The sequence below is a fragment of the Micromonospora sp. NPDC004704 genome, from assembly GCF_053601675.1.
In genome coordinates, this window is the sequence record NZ_JBSGCD010000010.1 from 1 (window position 1) to 18,883 (window position 18,883).

General features: G+C 68.6%; 18 protein-coding genes and 2 pseudogenes. 5 read left to right on the forward strand and 15 right to left on the reverse strand.

Going from position 1 to position 18,883, the window contains the following annotated elements; all coding sequences use genetic code 11:
- Window positions 1-381 precede the first annotated feature (381 nt).
- The 6 genes from ACWEFB_RS16075 to ACWEFB_RS16100 all read right to left on the reverse strand — a co-directional run bounded on the left by ACWEFB_RS16075 (window position 382) and on the right by ACWEFB_RS16100 (window position 4,754).
- Window positions 382-918, reverse strand: a complete 537-nt coding sequence (locus ACWEFB_RS16075) for a hypothetical protein (RefSeq protein ID WP_452286069.1) — start codon at window positions 916-918, stop codon at window positions 382-384.
- Between the two features lie 316 nt (window positions 919-1,234).
- The gene (locus ACWEFB_RS16080; RefSeq protein WP_452286071.1) at window positions 1,235-1,990 is read right to left on the reverse strand and encodes a formylglycine-generating enzyme family protein; all 756 of its coding nucleotides are present in this window, start codon (window positions 1,988-1,990) and stop codon (window positions 1,235-1,237) included.
- 139 nt (window positions 1,991-2,129) lie between these two features.
- Window positions 2,130-2,288 carry a HEAT repeat domain-containing protein gene (locus ACWEFB_RS16085; protein ID WP_452286073.1) on the reverse strand — a complete coding sequence of 53 codons (159 nt, stop codon included), beginning with the start codon at window positions 2,286-2,288 and terminating at the stop codon, window positions 2,130-2,132.
- 12 nt (window positions 2,289-2,300) lie between these two features.
- Window positions 2,301-3,182: a HEAT repeat domain-containing protein gene (locus ACWEFB_RS16090; protein ID WP_452286075.1), complete on the reverse strand. Its 882-nt coding sequence runs from the start codon at window positions 3,180-3,182 to the stop codon at window positions 2,301-2,303.
- 415 nt (window positions 3,183-3,597) lie between these two features.
- The gene (locus ACWEFB_RS16095) at window positions 3,598-4,386 is read right to left on the reverse strand and encodes a maleylpyruvate isomerase N-terminal domain-containing protein (RefSeq protein WP_452286077.1); all 789 of its coding nucleotides are present in this window, start codon (window positions 4,384-4,386) and stop codon (window positions 3,598-3,600) included.
- Window positions 4,387-4,607: 221 nt separating this feature from the next.
- Window positions 4,608-4,754: a hypothetical protein gene (locus ACWEFB_RS16100; RefSeq protein WP_326557325.1), complete on the reverse strand. Its 147-nt coding sequence runs from the start codon at window positions 4,752-4,754 to the stop codon at window positions 4,608-4,610.
- A gap of 716 nt (window positions 4,755-5,470) precedes the next feature.
- On the opposite strand from ACWEFB_RS16100, the gene ACWEFB_RS16105 reads away from it, so the two are divergent.
- The 3 genes from ACWEFB_RS16105 to ACWEFB_RS16115 all read left to right on the forward strand — a co-directional run bounded on the left by ACWEFB_RS16105 (window position 5,471) and on the right by ACWEFB_RS16115 (window position 9,720).
- Window positions 5,471-6,016 (forward strand): hypothetical protein, encoded by a 546-nt coding sequence (locus ACWEFB_RS16105; protein WP_452286079.1) that lies wholly within the window; start codon window positions 5,471-5,473, stop codon window positions 6,014-6,016.
- 165 nt (window positions 6,017-6,181) lie between these two features.
- Window positions 6,182-6,856, forward strand: coding sequence for a uridylate kinase (locus tag ACWEFB_RS16110; RefSeq protein WP_452286081.1), 675 nt, complete (start codon window positions 6,182-6,184; stop codon window positions 6,854-6,856).
- Window positions 6,857-7,119: 263 nt separating this feature from the next.
- Complete coding sequence (locus ACWEFB_RS16115; RefSeq protein WP_452286083.1) at window positions 7,120-9,720, forward strand: carboxypeptidase regulatory-like domain-containing protein; 2,601 nt, start codon at window positions 7,120-7,122, stop codon at window positions 9,718-9,720.
- 86 nt (window positions 9,721-9,806) lie between these two features.
- On the opposite strand, the gene ACWEFB_RS16120 is transcribed toward ACWEFB_RS16115, so the two are convergent.
- From ACWEFB_RS16120 to ACWEFB_RS16130, 3 genes and pseudogenes are all read right to left on the reverse strand, one after another.
- A complete protein-coding gene (locus ACWEFB_RS16120; RefSeq protein ID WP_452286085.1) occupies window positions 9,807-10,103 on the reverse strand; it encodes a hypothetical protein in 297 nt (98 codons plus the stop codon).
- Between the two features lie 12 nt (window positions 10,104-10,115).
- Window positions 10,116-10,262, reverse strand: coding sequence for a hypothetical protein (locus ACWEFB_RS16125; protein ID WP_452286086.1), 147 nt, complete (start codon window positions 10,260-10,262; stop codon window positions 10,116-10,118).
- Between the two features lie 225 nt (window positions 10,263-10,487).
- Window positions 10,488-11,024, reverse strand: a pseudogene (locus ACWEFB_RS16130) (non-reducing end alpha-L-arabinofuranosidase family hydrolase); the annotation flags it as partial.
- A 132-nt stretch (window positions 11,025-11,156) separates the two neighbouring features.
- Here ACWEFB_RS16130 and ACWEFB_RS16135 point away from each other — a divergent pair.
- Together ACWEFB_RS16135 and ACWEFB_RS16140 are read left to right on the forward strand one after the other, a co-directional pair.
- Window positions 11,157-11,690, forward strand: a complete 534-nt coding sequence (locus ACWEFB_RS16135) for a hypothetical protein (RefSeq protein WP_452286088.1) — start codon at window positions 11,157-11,159, stop codon at window positions 11,688-11,690.
- Window positions 11,691-11,996: 306 nt separating this feature from the next.
- Window positions 11,997-12,227, forward strand: a pseudogene (locus ACWEFB_RS16140) (FAD-dependent oxidoreductase); the annotation flags it as partial.
- Here the strand turns inward: ACWEFB_RS16140 and ACWEFB_RS16145 are convergent.
- The 6 genes from ACWEFB_RS16145 to ACWEFB_RS16170 all read right to left on the reverse strand — a co-directional run bounded on the left by ACWEFB_RS16145 (window position 12,200) and on the right by ACWEFB_RS16170 (window position 18,881).
- On the reverse strand, window positions 12,200-13,405 hold the full coding sequence (locus tag ACWEFB_RS16145; RefSeq protein WP_452286090.1) for an MFS transporter: 1,206 nt from the start codon (window positions 13,403-13,405) through the stop codon (window positions 12,200-12,202). The pseudogene ACWEFB_RS16140 and the gene ACWEFB_RS16145 sit on opposite strands and share 28 nt — an antisense overlap.
- 365 nt (window positions 13,406-13,770) lie before the next feature.
- Window positions 13,771-14,976, reverse strand: a complete 1,206-nt coding sequence (locus ACWEFB_RS16150; protein WP_452286092.1) for a sensor histidine kinase — start codon at window positions 14,974-14,976, stop codon at window positions 13,771-13,773.
- Entirely contained in the window at window positions 14,973-15,656 is a 684-nt protein-coding gene (locus ACWEFB_RS16155; RefSeq protein WP_452286094.1) for a response regulator, read from the reverse strand. Before ACWEFB_RS16155 ends, ACWEFB_RS16150 begins: the two co-directional genes overlap by 4 nt.
- 281 nt (window positions 15,657-15,937) lie before the next feature.
- A complete protein-coding gene (locus tag ACWEFB_RS16160; RefSeq protein WP_452286096.1) occupies window positions 15,938-17,014 on the reverse strand; it encodes a VWA domain-containing protein in 1,077 nt (358 codons plus the stop codon).
- Window positions 17,014-17,997 (reverse strand): VWA domain-containing protein, encoded by a 984-nt coding sequence (locus ACWEFB_RS16165; RefSeq protein ID WP_452286098.1) that lies wholly within the window; start codon window positions 17,995-17,997, stop codon window positions 17,014-17,016. Before ACWEFB_RS16165 ends, ACWEFB_RS16160 begins: the two co-directional genes overlap by 1 nt.
- Window positions 17,994-18,881 (reverse strand): DUF58 domain-containing protein, encoded by an 888-nt coding sequence (locus ACWEFB_RS16170; protein WP_452286100.1) that lies wholly within the window; start codon window positions 18,879-18,881, stop codon window positions 17,994-17,996. The genes ACWEFB_RS16165 and ACWEFB_RS16170 overlap by 4 nt, the downstream gene beginning before the upstream one ends.
- Window positions 18,882-18,883: the final 2 nt, after the last annotated feature.

The window sequence follows — 18,883 nt, forward strand, 5'->3', positions numbered from 1 at the left end:
GTCAGAAGGGTGTTGATGTCTGTCGTCACAAACGGATCATCGACACCCTTCGTCATTCCCGCGACTCAGGGATAGTTAGGACTTACTCGTCTAGGCGAGGCGGCAACCGGCGCCGGCCATGCCGGTGGTGCCGGCGCTCGGAGGTCGTCTACGTCCTCGACCATGGCGTCGAACCCTACGAACGTGACCCGGCGGTGTCTGAAGCCCTGATCCGGTGGGCCGCGATCAACCAGATGATCCGCCGACTCACCCGAGGAGACCCAGCCCGGCGACAGCAACGACGCACCCTCCATCAGCCCGACTGACAGGCCTCTCATCAGGCACTACGCTCGGTAGCTTCCAACAGGTCCAAGGGGACATCTGGGTCGGGAGTCGACCCAACTACTTGGCCTGTTCGGCGAGCCGATCGGGACGAATGACGATCGTGCTGATGGTCCCGTCTCCCCACACCGTTGTGTTGAGCATTGCCCGGTGATCCAGAGAGAGCATGGAGAATTCAGGTACGAACCGGTCAGTGAAGAGTCCCGCGAAACCGCTTCTCAGCGTGGTCGAGCCACTCCCTGCCAGGTCCCATGCATCGGACAGGCGGACCCTGACCCAGGCGTACTCGGGTTCGACCCCGTCAGGGTCGCTGTAGTTGACGGCGAGGAGAAGTTCTTGCCGGTGGTCGATGAGGCCGTATTCCGTGGCCATCCGCCACCAACCGGTGTTGACCCTCGCTGGCATCTCGGGATCGTCAACGTCGACCACCTCGTCCGGATGGGAGTCGAACCTCCCGTGCTCCGGCCCGCAATTTGCCGGTGAGTAATGAGGCGGTGGCGGCGGCAGCGGCAGGGTGACGTCTTCGCGTACGCGGCCCAGGAGCACGAGTCCAGCCGGGGCGAGGTCCGCTGCGACGGCAGCATCAGTGAGAGACACTGCGGGATGCTAACCGAAGGGCAGCAGGATTATCGGAGCGGTGGCGCTGAAGGTCACCGACGTCAGTTGAGGCCCGCGCCCATGGTGCTGCACGCCACCGGCATCCAGCGTTGCGCCCGTCTATACCCGGATCACCGAAGGACCCGCACTCACCGACGCCCCGCCCGACAGCCCTCTCCCACACGCATTGAGGGCCCGCGAGAAATTTCGTTGCGGCTCGGTCCTGCAAGGCGCTTCGGTGGCATCCGCGCATCGGCATTTTCAGCGTCGTTTCAAGTGCAAATACCGATACCTTTCCGGATTCGCCAAGACGGCTTCAGCGGGGTGGCAGTGGTGCGACCGGGCGAACCGAGGTGAAATCGGCGTGCTCGTACCGGGTGGCTGCGAGGAGCAGCAGCCACTCGTCGCAGCCCTGCCACGGGTAGAGGTCGGCGGCTCCGCCACGTACGGTCCGGGGCCCGTCGCCCGTCCGTGGGCGCGCGTCTACCGGCGCGCCCGCGAACCCGGGGATCCAGACGTCGGTGCAGAGCTCGTTCGCCGACCCCATCGCCGCCAGCCCGAACGCGTTCTCCCCGGCTGCTGTCCGTATCTCGTCCCCGAAGTCGTCGAGCAGATGCTCCTCGCCGGGCTTCCCGTCGCCGCGGAAGGTCAGCGTGGTGGTGCCAGCTCGGGCGGCGTATTCCCACTGCGCCTCGCTGGGCAGCCGGAACGGCAGCAGCTTGAGCAGGTCGTCCAAGTCGTCTTCGAGTCGGGCGGTGGCAGTGTCCGACTCGGTGTAGGAGTCCTCGTACTCGGGCAGCCAATGCCGGACCTGCGCCACCGTCAGCGGGTGCCGGGCGATCAGGAAGGGCTCGACCCGGACCTCGCGCACCGGCTGTGCGTCCCCGGCGCCGGCGAAGAACGGCTCCAGGGTGTCCTCGACCCCGCCGCTGTGCTCGATGACGCGTACCGCGTCCAGCTCCGCGTCGGACAAGCCCATCCGGAACGTGCCGCCCGGCACCTTCCGGAACACCACGCCCGACGGGGCGTGCCGCCACGCCGGGCGCCCGGCCACGATCTCCTCGGTCCACATGGCGGCGAACGCTAGCAGTCCGGTCGCCGGTCGCTCTTTCCCGACGGCCCCCGCAGCTCTCGCGTAGATCAACTGCTGGCGATGTTCCTTGATCAGACGCTACCGGTATCCGGACTCCTCGAGGGCTGGGTGCCGGGCGCTATGAGATTCGAGTGAGGGCGACGGTGGCGCGGGCTCGTACGGCGTGGTCCGGGTCCTGGGTGAGGGTGGTGATCAGTGGTCGTGCACCGGTCCAGGTGCAGCCTCCCAGCGCGGTTGCCAGGTCGGCGCGTACGGCGGCGGAGGTGTCCGAGGCCAAAATCCACAGTGTTCAGGTCAGGCTCGGGTCGGCGTTCTTGGCGAGGGCCACGGCGATGGCGGCGCGCACGTGCTGGTCGGGGTCGCCGGCGCGGTCTTGCAGAGCATCGACTGGTCCACCCAGGCTCCCGAGCCCACTGGCCGCGCCAGCGCGTACCTCGGGCTCGGCGTCTCCGAGCAGTAACAGGAGGGCGGCCGTCGCAGCTGGCCGATGGTCTGGGGCGATGGGCAGGTGGCCGATGGTCTCGCCCAGCGCGGCGCGGACGTGCGCGGCGGGATCGCGAGTCAGGGGTAGGAGATGATCGACGGCGTCCGGGTCAGCGAACCAGCGCAGATGCAAGACTGCGGATCGCCGGGTCCGGTCGTCCGGGTCGTGTAAGGCGGACAGCATCAACTCGTACGCGCGCCTGTCGCCCTTGAGGCTTGTCAGAGAACCCAGCACGGTCCGCCGGATCTGAGGGTCAGCGTCAGTCAGCGCCTGTTGCAGCACGTCGACGTCGCTGGGCCGGATGAGGTAGCCAAGGGCCCACAACCCGGCGCCTCGTAGGTCACGATGCTCGGCGGCGATGAACGACAGTGCGGTAGGCCGGCAGCCCGCCGGATCGGCTTTCATGATGTTAGCCAGCCAGGCGCAGAGGTCATCGCGGTCATCGCCGGGCAGGGGACGAGCGAACGCGCGTAGCAGCAGCGGGAACGCCGCGGTGCCGCGCAGCTCGGCCAGGATATAAACCATCAAGTCCCGGCCGTACCAGTTGTGCTCGTCGAGATAGCGCTCCAACGCGGCCTGCACGGGCGGCACTAACGAATGGTCGCCGCTTCCGGCCAACTCCTCGACCGCTGGCCATGGATCGCCGTCGAGCGTATCGACATGGCGCAACACCTCATCGAGCGTCACCTGAACCGCCTCCAGCGCCTGCCGGTGCCGGCTGCGGCTAGTGCGAAGGCTACTCCACGCGAGCACGACTTACGCCCGCCCCTCGCCGTACCCTGATGGGGACTGCACCGGGGCCGACCGACGCAGCGCGACCGGCACGCCTTGCCCGAGCGCGCGGTCTGCGGCAGATCCGGACGCTTGCCACGATGCGCCCGTCGCACGCAGGCAGGAGCGGCTGCCGCACTGCCGAGATCCATCGAGGATCTGCGGCGGGCGCGAGTACGACCACCTCCGGAGCACCGCCCTCGGCGATCCGGTGGCCCTGATCCGGGTCGATGACGCAAACGCCGCCAACGCCCCGGCGCGGCATGCCCCAGGAGAGGGTCCAGCGGCCGGCGTGCAAGGGCACTTGGGTCCAGCCTATGACGAAAGGTTGTTACACGGACGGGTCCCACGCGATGAGCTGGTCGAAGATGCGGCGGTCGCCTTTTAGCCTCAGGGAATCCAGCGGTATGCGGTTGTAGAAGACCAGGACCAGGTCACTGGCCGTGCCCTGGGCGGAGGCGTCGGGGGTGTCCGGGCCCTCGCCGGCATCGGGCCTGGGCAGGCGGGCGGCCCATGCGCCGTCCTGGGAAAGCCGAAGGCGCCAGGAGGGGCCCTCGGTGGCGTGGTATTCGACGACGGCGGGTTCGTGCGGCCAGGCGACCGTTGTTGAGCAGAGGGTGAACTGGCAGTCGTCGAAACCGTCGAGGGCGACCTCCTCCGGTAGCGGCTGCGGGACACCCACGGTGAGCTGGGCGTCGTACGTGTACACCGCGATCTCGTGAATTTGGCGCCGGGCCCAGGCGCCAGAGGTTTGCGGGGACTGCGAGTCACCCCACCACGTCCAACAATCGCGCTCCGGGCCGGCCTCGCGGAGCACGCTCGCCAGTTGCTCGATGGACTCGGTCCACCAGGCCAGCAGAGCGTCGCGTTCCCGAGGCGCACCCGCGCCGCCCTCCCAGACAGACTTCTCCGGGGGACCGTCTGCAGGCCCAGCGGCGACGACGGCGGCTGCTTTGCGGCGGCCCATACCGACGTGTTGCACGAGATCGAACAGCGTCCGCTCGGGATGGGTTGGCACCTGCATGTCGAGGCTGGGTGCCGCGGCGACCGCGGCGCGGAAGGCGGTCGACCGTTCGTCAATGAGCCGCAGCTGCTCAGAGAACGTCAAAGTCTTTTGCACTCCGGCTTTCTACCAGTGTGCTCCGACGGCCGGACAGCGATTTTCGCAGCCGACGCCGCCTGACCTGAGGGATACAGGTCAGGCGGCTTGATTGATGGGCGGCCAAAGCAGCCCGGCGACCTCGCCTACGGGAGCCCACGGAGGCTCGCCGGCCCGCGGCAGGGCGTGCTCGGCGGGTCAGAGCGATGCCGGAGAGTCGCGGCTCCGACGGGCACTGAGTATCAGTCGATTTCGGGCAGGATCAGCGCGGTGAAGGCGATGAGGGTCAGGCCGAGCCAGCCGAGCGAGACCCTGGGGGCCCGGACACCGATCGCTTCGAGCGCGAGGGCGATGGTGCCGAGGATGTAGAGGAATAGCGAAAGGGTCACGGCGGGCCTCCGGGCTTGGTGATGGACAGTGGTGAATCAGCGGACCACTACCCAGTGCGGAGCCTCGGCAACCTTCAAGATCTCAGCCAGCCAGTCCTCGACCGACGAGTCGAAGCTGTGGCTTCGCCGGTGGTGGACCGGACCCGGGAAGGACTTGGTCGGGCCGACCCTGCCGCCGGAGGTAGGTCCGGCAGGTGGGCTTCAAGCCGACGAGGGCCGAGGACGGCTCTGGCAGCCTGTTCTCGACCCTCGTGAGCCGATCCGGCGTACCGAAAGGGGACGTTGACCCTTGTTTTTACGTCGCCAACGGCTGTAATCCCGCGTCCGGCGAGGTTCCCTACGACCGGGGAAGTGGTCGGACGCCGTTCGAGAATGTTGTTGACGGCCGGCCGAACAGAACCGTTTTGGAGAGTCGGCGGACGTCGCGGGCGGCTATCCCTGGTTGACGACTTGACCGGAAGAGGCCGGTGACCGGCTCGGTGGTGTGGATGGCCTGCGTGTCACCGGGACGTTCGTCGAGTGGACAAAGTCTGCCAGGGGCGGTTATGGGGTGCTTGCCACTGAGGATCTCCGGGACCTCGACCGGGAGGGGACGGAATGGATCTTTCCGGTGTTGGCGCCGGAGATGCGGGCCGGCGATGCGTACCCTGGCTTCCCTGGGGACCCCCAGTGTTACATCTCTTGTCGCAACGCGGCGGAATTGAAGGGTTAACCAAATGGGGTACACCGGGCGGATCGTGGTCGCGCGTTCGGATCGGCCGCTGTCGGAGTTGACAGCGGTGCGGGGCGTGGACGCCCTGGAGGAGAGCGTCTTCGCAAACGGCTGGCGGTCGGCCACCCTGGACGGCGATGCCCGGGGTGCACTTCGGGGATTGGTGACCGAGACCGGGGCGCCTGTGCTGTCAGCCTATGTCATGGACAGCGACCTGGCGGATGTAGAGGCGCTCACGCCGGCCGGAGTCTCGTGGCACGCCTACCTCCACGAGCGGACGGCGATCGAATATGGTGCACCGCCGATAGAACAGCCGCTCGACGAGGTGGTCCGGAGGGCGCTTGCCTGGTCCGCCGAAGCGCACCTCACATCGTCCGAGAGTGCCATCGGCGCGGCGCTCGACGCACAGAACGTGTTCGTGGAGGACACCCTGGAAGAACTGCTCAACGCCCTGGGTATCACGCGGGCTCCATCCGGCGGATCGCAGGGAGGTCAACCAGCCGCAGCTCCCGCCCGGGTCGTTGACCGCCGTCCGGAGGTCACGGCGTAGGAAGGTGCCAGCCGTTGTCTGCCCGAAACAACCTGGGTCAAGTCTCCTGTATTCCGGCTGGGAAGACCATTGAACCGGCGCTGATCGCCGCCACGACCTGCGAAAGGCCGGCGCATAAGGTCGGCTCGACCTGGCGACCTTCGCGAGACTAGGACGGGGCAGGACATGGACCAGGGCACCCGCGACGAGATGCTCGGCCGCCTGGCTGAGGCAGTCCGGTCCGTCACGGTCGCACACCCGACGCGGGTGGCCGTCGACGGACCGCCCGCTGCCGGCAAGACCACGCTCGCCGACGAGCTGGCCGTCGTCCTGCGCGAACAGGGCCGCGACGTCATTCGCGCGACGATCGACGATTTTCTCTTCCCCCGGGCGCAGCGCTATCCGCGCGGAGAGTACTCGGCCGAAGGCTGCTACTTCGATGCCCACGACTACGACGCGTTGAACCGGGTTCTGCTCGATCCGCTCGGCCCGGGCGGAGATCGACGTTTCCAACACGCGGTTTACGACCGCACCGCGGATACTGCGCTGTCCCCGCCGGTCACGACTGCCACCGCCGACGCCGTGCTGGTCTTCGACGGCGTCTTCCTCATGCGCCCGGAATTGATTGTTCGATGGGATCTGGCCATCTTCGTGTCGACCGCGCTCGAAAAGACCGTGGATCGTGCCGTGATCCGAGAGCGCGGGGTGTCATCTCGCGCCGAAGTCGAACGGCGCTGGCGTGAACGTTACATACCCTCGCAAGAGTTCTACTTCGCCACGGTCCGCCCGACCCATCACGCCAACATCGTCGTGCACAACGACGAGCCCCATCAGCCGGTCTGGGAGACCCAAACACGTTGACCGCACCTAATTCGGTACATCCGGTCATCTCGGTGGTGTGTCGGCCGCCGCCCCGTGAAGCCGTCGGGGAGGCGAGAGCTACGGCCGAGTTGGTCCGGCGTCGACACCCGTGGCTACCACGCCGGGAAGGAAGTCATCGTCGCATCGTGACCGGCACCCCTACCCGCGATCGTTTCCCGTTCATCCAGAGACCCCCCGGCAGGCCTGATCTCCGCATAGGCTCAGGTCCTTAGTGGATCAACACGCAGCGGAGTTTGACACGCATGCTCAAAAGACTCTTTTCCGCCGGCCTCGTCGCCGTCGGTCTGATCCTCGTCGTCCCGGCCACACCGGCGTCGGCCGCGCAGATCTCCGGGCCGCTCGAGCCGCAGACCGGCACGGTCCGGGGCGTCTTCACCGACCGATCCGGCAACCCGATCGTCCACGCGTCGATTTCCACCAGCAGCCTGACCTACAACCACTGGCAGCGTTCGGCCTACACGGACGCGCAGGGGCGCTACGAGATGGATGACGTGCCGGCCGGCCCGGTCACGGTCCGATTCTCGGACGGCACCATCTCGCAGTACGCCCCCGGCAAGCCGAACGCGGACGACGCCCAGCGCTACACCGTGGTGCCGGGCCTGGCCACGGTGGTCGACGAGCGGCAGGTACCGACCGGCACGGTCCAGGGCCGGCTCACCGACCAGGCCGGCAACCCGGTGGCGCAGGCGTCGGTCTATCTCGACGCCAAGCCGTACTCGTATTTCGCGCCGGGCGCCACGACCGACGCCGACGGCCGCTACTCCATCACGCACGTGCCGGCCGGCGAGGTCACCCTGCAGTTCGTGAAGTTTCCGTTCCGCGTGTGGGCACACCAGGAGCACGGCCAGGCCGCCGCCAAGAGGTTCACCCTGCGCGGCAACCAGACGCTGACCGTGGATGAAAGCCTCCTGCCGACCGGCACCCTGACCGGGCTGATCACCGACGCGGAGGGCAACCCGGCCCAGACCAGCGTCGTGGCATACGAGGTCGACGGCGACGGCAACTACAACACCAGCACCGGGGCGGACGGTCGGTTCTCGCTCACCGTGCCCGCCGGACGCTGGCGGGTCTCGCTCAACGCCCGCCAATGGGTGCCCGGAAAGATCGACGAGGCGGCGGGCAAGATCTTCCGGGTCGCCGTGGGGCAGTCCGTCGAGGTGAACGACTCGCTCCGGCCGACCGGTGCGCTCCGTGTCGAGTTGCGGGACGGCAGCACCAGGGTCGACCAGTATTCGTTTGCCCTCTGGCATGGCGGCACGAAGGTCGCGTTCGCGAACGGCACCAACGTTGGCTCCCGTACCTTCGAGGACCTCCTGCCGGGCGACTACCTGTTCAGCTACGACGATTACTTCGCCCCCGGCACGCTCCGGATCGAGGACGCCGTCCCGGTCAAGGTCCGGGCCGGACGGACCAGGACGCTGGAGGTGACGCACCCGGCGCGGTCCACGCTCTCGGGCCGGGTGACCCTGCCCACCGGGGAGCCGGCGCCCGCGCTCTCCGTGCAGGCCGACGTGATCGCTGACGGCGTGCACCAGCGCCACACCGTCCAGACGGGTACGGACGGCGAGTGGCAGATGACCGGTGTGTTCCCGGAGTCGTACCGGATCACGCTCGCCAACTCGTCCCGTGAGCTCTCCCAGGACGGCGGCGAGGTAACCGTGGCAGCGGGGGGTTCTGCGTCGGTGAACTCGACGTGGCACACCGGTGGCTCGCTCGTCGTCAGCGCGGTGGACGCCACCACGGGCGCCCCGGTCGGCAACTACTGCGTCGCGGTGGTCGCGAAGTTCGACGACTTCTGCACCCAGGGCTCGACGGTGACCGTAGCGGGACTCGCCGCGGGCCCCACCCTGGTCACGCTGAACATGCTGGACGGCAGTGACTACCTCGGCAAGAAGGACGTGCCGGTCACCATCCCGGCCGACGGGCGGGCCACGCTGACCATCCCGGTCGAGATCGGCGGCCGGTTCAACGCGCGAGTGGTCGACCGTGCGACGGGGACGACGGCGGGTGAGAGCGTGTGCTTCTACGCCGTACTGCCGGGTGCGGGTGGCACCAGCGAGCGCGCATCCGCCTGCACCAACAAGCAGGGCATGGGCACCAGCGGCACTCTGGCGCCGGGCACCTACCAACTGTTCGTCAAGCCGCCGGACGGCAGCGCGTACGGGGCGCAGTGGTTCACCCCGGAGGGCGGCACCGGCGACCAGAGGCAGGCTGCCAAAATCAATATCAAGGCGGGCAAGACCACTCGGCTCGGCACGATCCAGTTGGACCCCGCAGGGTCGGTCACCGGCGTGGTGCGCGACCCGGACGGCCAGCCGGTGGAGCACGTCGAGGTCGGGGTCACGGCCTTCGAGATCCCCCGGTCGGAACTCTTCCCTGAGGGCACGGACAACGAGGGCAGATACACGGTCAGGAACCTCGGGCCGTACGCGTGGCCCCTGCTCTTCACACCGATCGCCGATCTGCCGCGGCAGTGGTCCGGTGCGACCGGCAACCGGTTCCAGGCCGAGGCGGTGCCGGTCACCAGTGGCGCGACCAGCACCTATGACGCCACGCTGTCGGCGGGTGCCAAGGTCACTGGCACGGTTACCATCGCACCCGGCGACACCGCCTGGAGCGGCGGCCGGCTGAAGGCACGCGGCGTGAACACCGGCGACCTACTCGCCGTCGGTGATGTGGCAGGTCAGGGCGGCACCTACGAATTCCGAGTGATCGGCGGTGGCCCGGTCAACCTGGAGTGGTACTTGGCCGACCCGGTGACCAAGTCGACCGGCTGGCACGACGGCAACCCGGTGCGGGTGCCCGCGAACGGCCGCGAGCAGCTCGACCTGACCATCGGCTGAGCCGTGGGGACGGGCCGGCGACCGCCGTCGCCGGCCCGCCTCCGCTCCGGACCAACGCCCGTCGGGGCGAACTCCGGGGGATTCGGCTACTTCTCGCCACGACCTGCTTCAGGGGTCGGTTCGACCGCAAACTGTTGTCCGGAGGCGGCCAGGGCTGCCATCAGGTCGGGAAACTCGTGTGGCGACTTGGAGAACAGCGCTTGGAAGACCGGGCGGCGGGAGACCGCGACGGCGATTCGCTGCCACCCTTGATCGTGATGCGGGTCCGGAAACCGCTTGGCCACCCGGTTTGCATGGTCAATCGCCCCGGCCATGATGTCGGCCACCAGCAGCGCTCGATCACGGTTAGGGTCGTCGTCGGCGAGGGGACGGCCTTCCAGCACGTACGACCGGAGTTAAGGATGCTCGAAGATCATCATCAGGGCCTGGTCGTACCGCTCGCTCGCGGAGTTCAGCGCCTCATACCGTCCCATCAGGTTGGTGATTTGCGTCTGCTCCCGCAACTTGCTGGTCTGCCGCGCGAGCAGGAGCAGGGAGACCACTACCGCAATCGCGCTTACCGACTCCGCAATGTCCCCGAGCATGGCTCTCCCCGCAGTCGTCGTCTCCCTTCAGGATAGGAATCGGCCTCAAGAACGTGGCGGTCGCCGGGCTCAGGCGAGGCCCCGGGTGGGCTGTGCCGGCAGCATCGGCGCCGGCACAGCCCACCGTGATTCGCGCCCAACGCGAACGGTTTCACGAACGAGATTTATGGCCGTGGGACGGATCTAGCGCTGCCGTGTGAGCAGTCCTGGCCGGTAGGGCAGGAGTCCGTAGTCGCCGCCGGAGCTGGGGGATCGGCCCTGGTAGAGCAACTGCAAGTTGCAGGGATTGATGGTCATGGTCTGATCGGCGTTGGTGCGGATCAGTTCGCCGTGGCTGATGTCGTTGGTCCAGGTGGCGCCGCTGTTGGCCTTGCCGGCGAAGGGATTGCTCTCGGTCGCGGCCTGCGGGGTCCACGAACCACCGAGACTGGTGGCGGTGAACGAGCGGAAGTAGTGACCCTGCGAGCCGATCGCCCCGACGATCATGAGGTATTGGTTCTGGCCCTGGATCTTGTAGACCTGAACGGCTTCGAACAGGTTGTTCGTCGTGTCGCTCATGATCACCGTCGAGGTGGAGCCGAAGCTGCCCGGGAAGTTCCCGATGGGCATGCTGGCGCGGTAGATCTTGCCGTTGTCCCCGGCGAAGAACAGGTACATGTTCGTGCTGTCACCGATGAGTGCCTGGTCGATGGGTCCCGTGCCGGAGCCGGAGATGCCGAACTGTGGCGACGCGCGGACGCCCGCGATCAACGTGCGACGAGCACGACTCGAGCCCGGTGTCCGACCGACGGAGCGGAATCTTCGACGTGTCCTACTCGTTTCGTCCCGGGTGTCGGTCGGGTAGGTGAGGGCATGGATCGCAACGTGGTCAAGGTGGTGCTCGCCGCTTGGGAACGACCCGACTTCCGGGCTGGCCTGCGGCACCTGATCGACCTTGACGAGGTGACGTCTCTGCTTGCCGCGCTGGCCGTCGACGATCACGACGACGAGGTGCGGCATCGGGCGATGGAGCTGCTGCGGTCGGCGCTGGAGACAGCGGAGATCCGTGGTGCGGTCCTGCTGCTGATAGAGACCGACGACATCCGGCGCAGCCTCGCGGACGCGATCTCGGACAACCTTACCGACCGCCCGGGTCTCGCGTCGTCGATCCGAGCGGCTCTGGACGATCCCGCTGTCCGCGCCGAGATCCGCGACGCCCTCGAGTCGCAGGGGTTGCGGACACTGGTGTGGAAGGTGGCGGAGGATGAGTTCCGCGGCCGTCGACTGACGCTGGTCGGGGAGGCGACGTTGCTGCTCCTCCGGCACCGGCCCGCCCGCCGGCTGGTTTGGGCGCTGAAGCGGCACGGCGTCATCCGAGAGTTGCGCCGCAGGCCCGCATCTGCCTGATCGGGCACGGCAACCGTCATCCGTGCACGCGGTGCTCTGGCTGCTGGTCGATGACGACCGTCGGCGTGTCGGCGGAGGGCATCACCATGATCGGTTCCTTGACCGCCGCAACGTAGCGGCAGGGCGGCCCCCTGATGGGTCGCTCCGACACGAACCAGTGCTGCGAAGCCGGTGCGGGTTCATGTTCGGCTGTGGTCAATTGTTCGGGTGACGGGGAGCGGAGGCGACGAGGCTCCGGCCGCGGAGCTGCTGCCGGCGTCCACCGCGTCGTGGGGGCCCGGCGTGGACAAACGGCCGAACAGCCTCATGCGCCTGGCCGACGGCGGATACGTCGGGTACGACGGCCTGATCGTCGCCACCGGGGTTCGTCCTCGTCGGCTGCCCGGTCGAGGCGGCCACGTGCTGCGGACCCTGCACGACGCCGTCGAGCTGCGCAAACGTCTCGGGCCGGGCCGGGCCGGGCCGGGCCGGCGCCTGGCCGTGGTCGGTGCGGGATTTCTGGCCGGGCACTACGCGACGCTGAGCCCCGAGCAGGAACGGGCACTGGCGCTCTGTGCGCGACGCCAGAGGACAATGGGCAGGACAGCGAAGAGAATGCTCGCGAGCCCGAGAAGGCTGATGGCCGCGGCGACGCCGGTCACATCGGCGATCAGCCCGGCGAGGGCGGCGCCGAGTCCGTGCGCGGTGAGGTTCGTGGACGCCGCGATGCCCATTCCACGGGCCCTTTGGTCGGCGGTGAGCAGTTCCGCGAACGTGGACACCGAGATGACGATGAGCACCGCCCACGCGGCGCCGCTGAGACCGAAGACCAGCATGATCAGGTACGGGTTGTCGAGCGTCACGACGGCCAGCAGCGGCAGACCGGGTGCGATGCACGCCACCGGGAACGCCTTCGGGTACTGGGCCGCGGTGACGTATGTGGCGAAGAGCCACAGGACCACCACGGCGAACAGCCCGGCCGAGGCCATGAACAGTCCGACCCACCGGGGGCTGAGGCCCACCTCGGCGGCGAGCGCCACGGCGAGCGCCTCCGGGGCGATGAGGAACAGGGCGGAGAAGGTCATCAGGAAGATCGCGCGCAGGGCCGGCGAGTGCCAGACCAGGCGGAACGTCGATGAGACGGCCGTCCGCTCGCCGGCCGCTGCGGCGGCCGGGCGGCGACGGACGAACAGTAGGACAATGATCGCCGACAAGGCGAAGGTGATGCCGTCGATGATCAGACAGGTGGTGGGGGCGAAGGCGGTGGCGAGGAAACCACCGGAGGCGAATCCGGCCAGCGTCGCGCCCTGGTTCAACGACTGCCGCAGTGCCATCCCGGCGCCGTACTGCTCCTGCGGCAGGATGTCGCGCAGCAGCGCGAGGCGAGCGGCCTGGTAGGGGCCGCTCAGCAACGCCGACGTCGCCACCAGCCCGCACAGCAGCGGCAGCGGGGCGCCGGGAACCGCCATGGCAAGTACGACCACCGCCCGGATCGCGTCGATCACCACCAGAACCTCACGGCGGGGCCGACGGTCGGCCACCGACGAGAGCAGGATCCCGCCCACGACGGTGGGCAGGTACGTCAGCGCGTAGGTCAGCCCGCTGAGCCCGGCGGATCCGGTACGTCCGAAGACCAGCAGGGCCAACGCCACCCGGGCGAGTTGGTCTCCGAGCACCGACAGCAGCTCGGTCACGGCGATGGCGCGGAACTCTCGATTGCGCAGCAGCGTTCTCATGGCGCGGCGTCCCTTCCGGTCCGGGTCCCGGTTCGACACGATGTCGCCCAGACACTGCCACCGCGCACTGAATCGCCTCTTCCTTCACGGAGGGCTCCGGGTTCAGTGCCTGTCAACTCGTCGATGGTTGGCTATGCCTCAGCACTGATGACCCTGAGGAGGTGGCCATGAAGAAGCTCACGCCGTACTGGTGATCCGAAGGTGCCAGCAGGCTGCCCGAGATGGCACGCCTACGTACTGGCAGCCCTGGTGACGGCCGGCGGAAGTCTCTTCGGGGGACACCGCCGGCCGCTCCCCCGGGGCGGACACCGATGGCCCTTCGGCCTTCCGTGTCGCCCGAAGGGGACGTCTCGGCGATGCCGTTATCAGGGCCAGGGGTTGAACGGTGGCGGTGGATCCTCACCGCTGCAGTCGACGGCCGGTAACCACAGCACGAAGGTGCTGCCTACCCCGAGACGCGAGAACGCCGCCACCTGACCGCCGTGCGACTCGACGATCTGCCGGACGATCGCCAGGCCAAGGCCGGTACGCCGTTCCCGCAGGACCGAGCCGTTGTTGCCGGGTACGCCCCGCCAGAAGCGGTCGAACACGCGGGACAGGTCCTCCGGGGCGATACCCGGCCCCTCATCGGCGACCGCGAGCCACAACCACGACCCGCGGCGACCGGTCGCAACGGTCACCGTCGAGGACGCAGGTGCCAGCCGTACGGCGTTGGACAGGAGGTTCCCCGCCGCCCTGCGTAGGGCGTCAGGATCACCGATGAGATGCAGTCCCTCGTCACCGACCTGACGCAGATGCAGATGCAGCAGACGATCGGTGACGAAGGACTCCTCGGCGGCCTCGCGAGCGAGGATCGCCAGGTCGATGTCTGTGTCGGCCAGCGCATCGGTGTCACGTCGCGCGGTGGCCAGGAGATCCTCGACGAGCAGCGACATCCGCGTCGTTGCCCGGTCGACGACCGCGATGGCCCGTTCGCGTTCCTCGGCCGAGGCACCGGGCAGGGTCAGGGAGGCATCGATATGGGTACGGATGATGGCCAGCGGGCTGCGCAGCTCGTGCGAGGTGTCGTCGATCAACTGCCGCTGCGCCTGAAACGCGTTGTCGACCCGATCCAGCATCGAGTCGATGGTGTCCGCGAGGTCGCGCAGTTCGTCACGCGGCCCGGCCAGCTGGATTCGCCGGGACAGGTCGGTCGCCTGGATCTCGCGCGCGGTCCTCGCGATCGCCCCGACCGGCCTCAGTGCCCGCCCGGACAGCACCCAGCCGATTCCGAGGCTGGCGACGAAGAGCCCGCCGACGGCGATCAGCGAATATTTCCGCAGCGTCTGCAGGGTGTTGAAGTTGACCGCAGCCTCGATCTCACTGACCTCGGCGACGGTCGTGGTACGGACGTACTGGCGGCTGTCGCTGTAGACCTTCGCCGTGCGCTGGGTGATCGGCTGCGGCGAGGTGGTCTGGGCCACCGCCACGTAGGTGATGGCCAGGGCACCACCGGCGAGAGCGAAGAGCAGTGTCGAATACGCCACGGTCAACCGGAACCGGATCGACCGGAACACCTCGGGGCCCTTCACCGCACCGCCTCGCGCAGCCGGTAACCACGGCCGACGACCGTCTCGATCGCGCCCTGCCCGAGCTTGCGGCGCAACGTGCCGACGGTGACCCGTACAGTCTGGGTGAACGGATCAGCGTTGGCGTCCCACACGTGCTCGAGCAACTCCTCGCTCGACACCACGTGGCCGGGACGGATCATCAGGTACTCCAGGACACCGAACTCCTTGCGGGTCAATCCCAACCGCTCGTCGCCCCGCGCCACCAGATGCCGGGCCGAGTCGAGGACGAGGTCCCCGACGACCAGTCGCGCCGACGTGCCGGCCGTGTCCCGGCGCAGCAGCGCCCGTACCCGGGCGAGCAGCTCTGCCAGGGCGAAGGGCTTCACCAGATAGTCGTCGGCGCCCTCGTCGAGACCGCGTACCCGATCGTCGAGACCACCCCGTGCCGTCAGCATCAGTACCCGCAGATCGCCCCTACCCGGAGTGCTGACCTCGCCCCGGCGTACCGAACGGCACAGGGTGAACCCGTCACCGTCGGGCAGGTTGACGTCGAGCAGCATCAGGTCGTACTCGTTGACGGTCAGCCGGTCGTACGCCTGGGCGGCGTCGCCGGCGACGTCGACCGCGTACCCGGTCCTGGTCAGTCCCAGCCGTAGACCCTCGGCCAGGTCTTCCTCGTCCTCCACCACCAGTAACCGCATGTGTAAACCGCATTTCTCCCGATTCAAGGGTTTTACGCGGAGAGACGTGCGGAACTCCTGATCCCACTCCGGCCGTCCACCATTCAAAGGTAGGCATGCCTTCCGGCGGCTGAGAGGTTCTGGCAGTACCCCGTTCGGCGAGGACTACCTTTTTGCGAGCTGCCCCGCGCGAGAGGTCCGGCGCCGGGCCGGGACCAGGACGATTGCCGTCACCGCGGCGGATGCCCCAGAGCCTGCGCGGTCGCGGCTTGCCCATCTCCTGGTCGGGACGCCTCATCCGGTCATCGGATCCTCGCCGGGCGCCCGCGGTTCCACCACAGGGACAGACCGGCGCCGGCGAACGCCAGCAGCGTTCCGGCGAGCACGAACCAGACCGTGGTCTCGGTCTCCTGCCGGTGCAGGCCGATCGCGCTGGGCAGGCCGGAGAGCACCTCGGCGAGCTGGTCGGCGTCCTCGGCCCGGAAGTACCTGCCGCCGGTGGTATCCGCGACCTCGGTCAGCGCCTCCTCGTCCATCTGCAGGAACTGGCGGAAACCGGAGGGGTCGCGGAAACCGCCGCGCCCGGAGAATCCCGGCTCCGGACCGCCGCGGTACAGGTCGCCGGTGATCTGGTCGGGTCGGCAGACCATGCGTGTCGGCTCGGTCGTGCCGAAGCCGATGGTGAAGACCCGCAGGTGGCGGGCGGCGGCCTGCTGGGCGGCGGTGACCGGGTCGACGCCGGTGGTGTTCGAACCGTCGGTGAGCACGACGATGGTGTCCGGTTGGAAGTCGGCCGGGGCGGCGGGGCCCAGGTCCACGCCGGTCTTCGCGACGTCCGGATTGTCCTCGGCGATCGCGTCGATCGAGGTGAGTATCGCCTGACCGATGGCCGTGCCACGAGAGGTACGGAAGCCGTCGATCGCGTTGGTCAGCCGCTGCTTCTCCGTGGTGGGCGCGACGATCAGGGCGGCGATGCCGGAGAACGCGACCAGCCCGATCCGGGTGTCGTCGTCGCTGTCCTCGATGAACGCGCGGGCGGCGTCGCTGGCGGCCGACAGCCGGTTGGGTGCGACGTCGGTGGCACACATCGACCCGGACACGTCGATTGCCAGCAGGATGGAGGAGTCGGCGCGGGGTACGGCAATCTCCGCGTGCGGGCGAGCCAGGCCCACGGCGAGGACGAGCAGGCCGGCGAGGAAGAGCGCGACGGGAATCCTGCGTCGCCATGCACTGCGGCCCGGAACGGCGGCGCGGATCAACGCGATGCTGGAGACGGTGACCGCGGTGCGCTTACGACGTCGGTTGAGCCACCAACGCGCCGCGAGGATCAACGGCACGGTCAGTAGCGCGAGCAGCGCCCACGGCCAGCTGAGGGACATCAGACGATCCTTCCGTGCCAGCGGGTGTTCAGGAGGCTGCCGATCGCCAGTAGCAGCAGCGCGGCCGCGGCGAACGGCGCGGTCAGCTCGATCGGTTCCGTCCTGGTGGTCAGCCGCAGGTCGATCGACCTGGTGGTGTCGACCAGCGCCTGCGTGTTGCCGGCCTTCTGGTACGTGCCGCCGGTGGTCTGCGCGACCATGGTCAGCAGCGATTCGTCCAGGGCGGTGCCGAGCTGATAGCCGTCCACCTCCACGGTCGCACCCTTGGCGGTGCCGACGCCGACCGTCTGCACGCGTACGCCGGCACCCGCCGCGAGTTCCGCGGCCTGCGTCACGTCGGGGCCGCCGGTCTCCTGCCCGTCGGAGAAGATCACGATGGTGGCGGACGGCCAGTAGCCGAGTTCGTTGGCCGGTGCGGCGGTGTCCGGGTCGGCGTCGCCGCCGGTGGGCAGGCTGACCGGCTTGCCGGTGACGGCACCCAGTCCGACCAGGATGGCCTGGCCGAGGGAGGTGCCCCCGCTCGTGGTGGCCCGGTCGATCGCGGCCTGTGTGGCGGGTCGGTCGTCGGTGGGAGCCTGGGTGAGCAGCGCCTGATCGCCGAAGAGGAGTACGCCGATGTCGACCGAATCGGGTTGCCCCTCCACGAACTGCTTTGCGGCGGTCTGCGCGGCGCCGAGCCGGCTGGGGGTGACGTCGGTGGCTTTCATGCTGTTGGACACGTCGAAGGCGAGAATGACGGTGCCGGAGACGTGCGGCACGGAGAGTTCGGCCGAGGGTCGGGCCAGGCCGGTGAGCAGGATCGGCAGCGCGGCGAGCAGCAGAACGTACGGGAGGTGGCGTCGGATGCCGCCGCCGGCGAGCCGGCCGAAACCCGCCGCGGCGAGGGCGGCCGTGCGCCGCCGCTGGAGCAGGACGTAGCCGGCGACCGCCGCCGCGGTGAACAGTACGGCCGGGATCAGCACGAGGGGATGGCCGAAGCTCACCGGGACCTCCTTCCGGATCGACGGACCAGGTCGAGCAGCGTCGCGGGCAGGTCCTGGTCGGTGGTGATCCGGTGGGCGTCGACGCCGGCCTGGCGCATCCGCTCGGCCAGCTCGGTTTCGCGCGCACCGACCTGCTCGTTGAGGCGGCCGCGCAGCAGTGGGTCGCTGGTGTCGACCAGGAGCTGCTCGCCGGTCTCGGCGTCCTCGACCAGTATCAGGCCCAGGTCGGGCAGGTCCAGCTCGGCGAGGTCGGCGATGCGGAGCACCACGACCTCATGCCGATGGGAGAGCATGCCCAGGGGGCGTTCCCACCCTGGATTGCCGAAAAAGTCGGAAATCACGAAAATCAGGCTGCGCCGCTTGGCGGTGGTGGCCGCGGCCAGCCGCAGCATCGCCGACAGGTCGGTGGTGGACCCGCCGCCGGCCTGCGGCGGCGGCTCCAACAGGTCGCGCGCGATGCGCAGCACCTGGTTTCTCCCGGTACGCGCGGGCACGACCCGGTGCACGTGGTTGTCGAACAGAATCGCGCCGATCCGGTTGCCACCCGTGGTGATCAGCCGGGCGAGACTGACCGCGAGTTCGGTGGCAGTGCCGGCCTTTCCGGTGTCGCGTCCGGTACGCATCGAGGCGGATCGGTCGACGACCAGCCAGGCGGTCATCTCCCGGTCCTCGGTGTACTGCCGGACGAAGGGCTCGTCGAGGCGCGCGGTGACGTTCCAGTCGATGTGCCGGACGTCGTCCTGCGGGGTGTACAGACGCAGGTCGGTGAAGTCGATCCCCGCACCGTGCCAAACCGTACGGTAATTACCCTGTAGCCGCCCGTCGAGACGACGGCTGAGCCGCCATTCCAGACGCCGCAGCAGGCGTTCGGGTGCCCCGGCCATGG

Bases quoted from the DNA above. Each gene is read 5' to 3' on its own strand.
- ACWEFB_RS16080 (WP_452286071.1), bottom strand. From the start codon at position 1,990: ATGTGGACCGAGGAGATCGTGGCCGGGCGCCCGGCGTGGCGGCACGCC.
- ACWEFB_RS16105 (WP_452286079.1), top strand. From the start codon at position 5,471: ATGGGGTACACCGGGCGGATCGTGGTCGCGCGTTCGGATCGGCCGCTG.
- ACWEFB_RS16110 (WP_452286081.1), top strand. From the start codon at position 6,182: ATGGACCAGGGCACCCGCGACGAGATGCTCGGCCGCCTGGCTGAGGCA.
- ACWEFB_RS16115 (WP_452286083.1), top strand. From the start codon at position 7,120: ATGCTCAAAAGACTCTTTTCCGCCGGCCTCGTCGCCGTCGGTCTGATC.
- ACWEFB_RS16135 (WP_452286088.1), top strand. From the start codon at position 11,157: ATGGATCGCAACGTGGTCAAGGTGGTGCTCGCCGCTTGGGAACGACCC.
- ACWEFB_RS16145 (WP_452286090.1), bottom strand. From the start codon at position 13,405: ATGAGAACGCTGCTGCGCAATCGAGAGTTCCGCGCCATCGCCGTGACC.
- ACWEFB_RS16155 (WP_452286094.1), bottom strand. From the start codon at position 15,656: ATGCGGTTACTGGTGGTGGAGGACGAGGAAGACCTGGCCGAGGGTCTA.
- ACWEFB_RS16160 (WP_452286096.1), bottom strand. From the start codon at position 17,014: ATGTCCCTCAGCTGGCCGTGGGCGCTGCTCGCGCTACTGACCGTGCCG.
- ACWEFB_RS16170 (WP_452286100.1), bottom strand. From the start codon at position 18,881: ATGGCCGGGGCACCCGAACGCCTGCTGCGGCGTCTGGAATGGCGGCTC.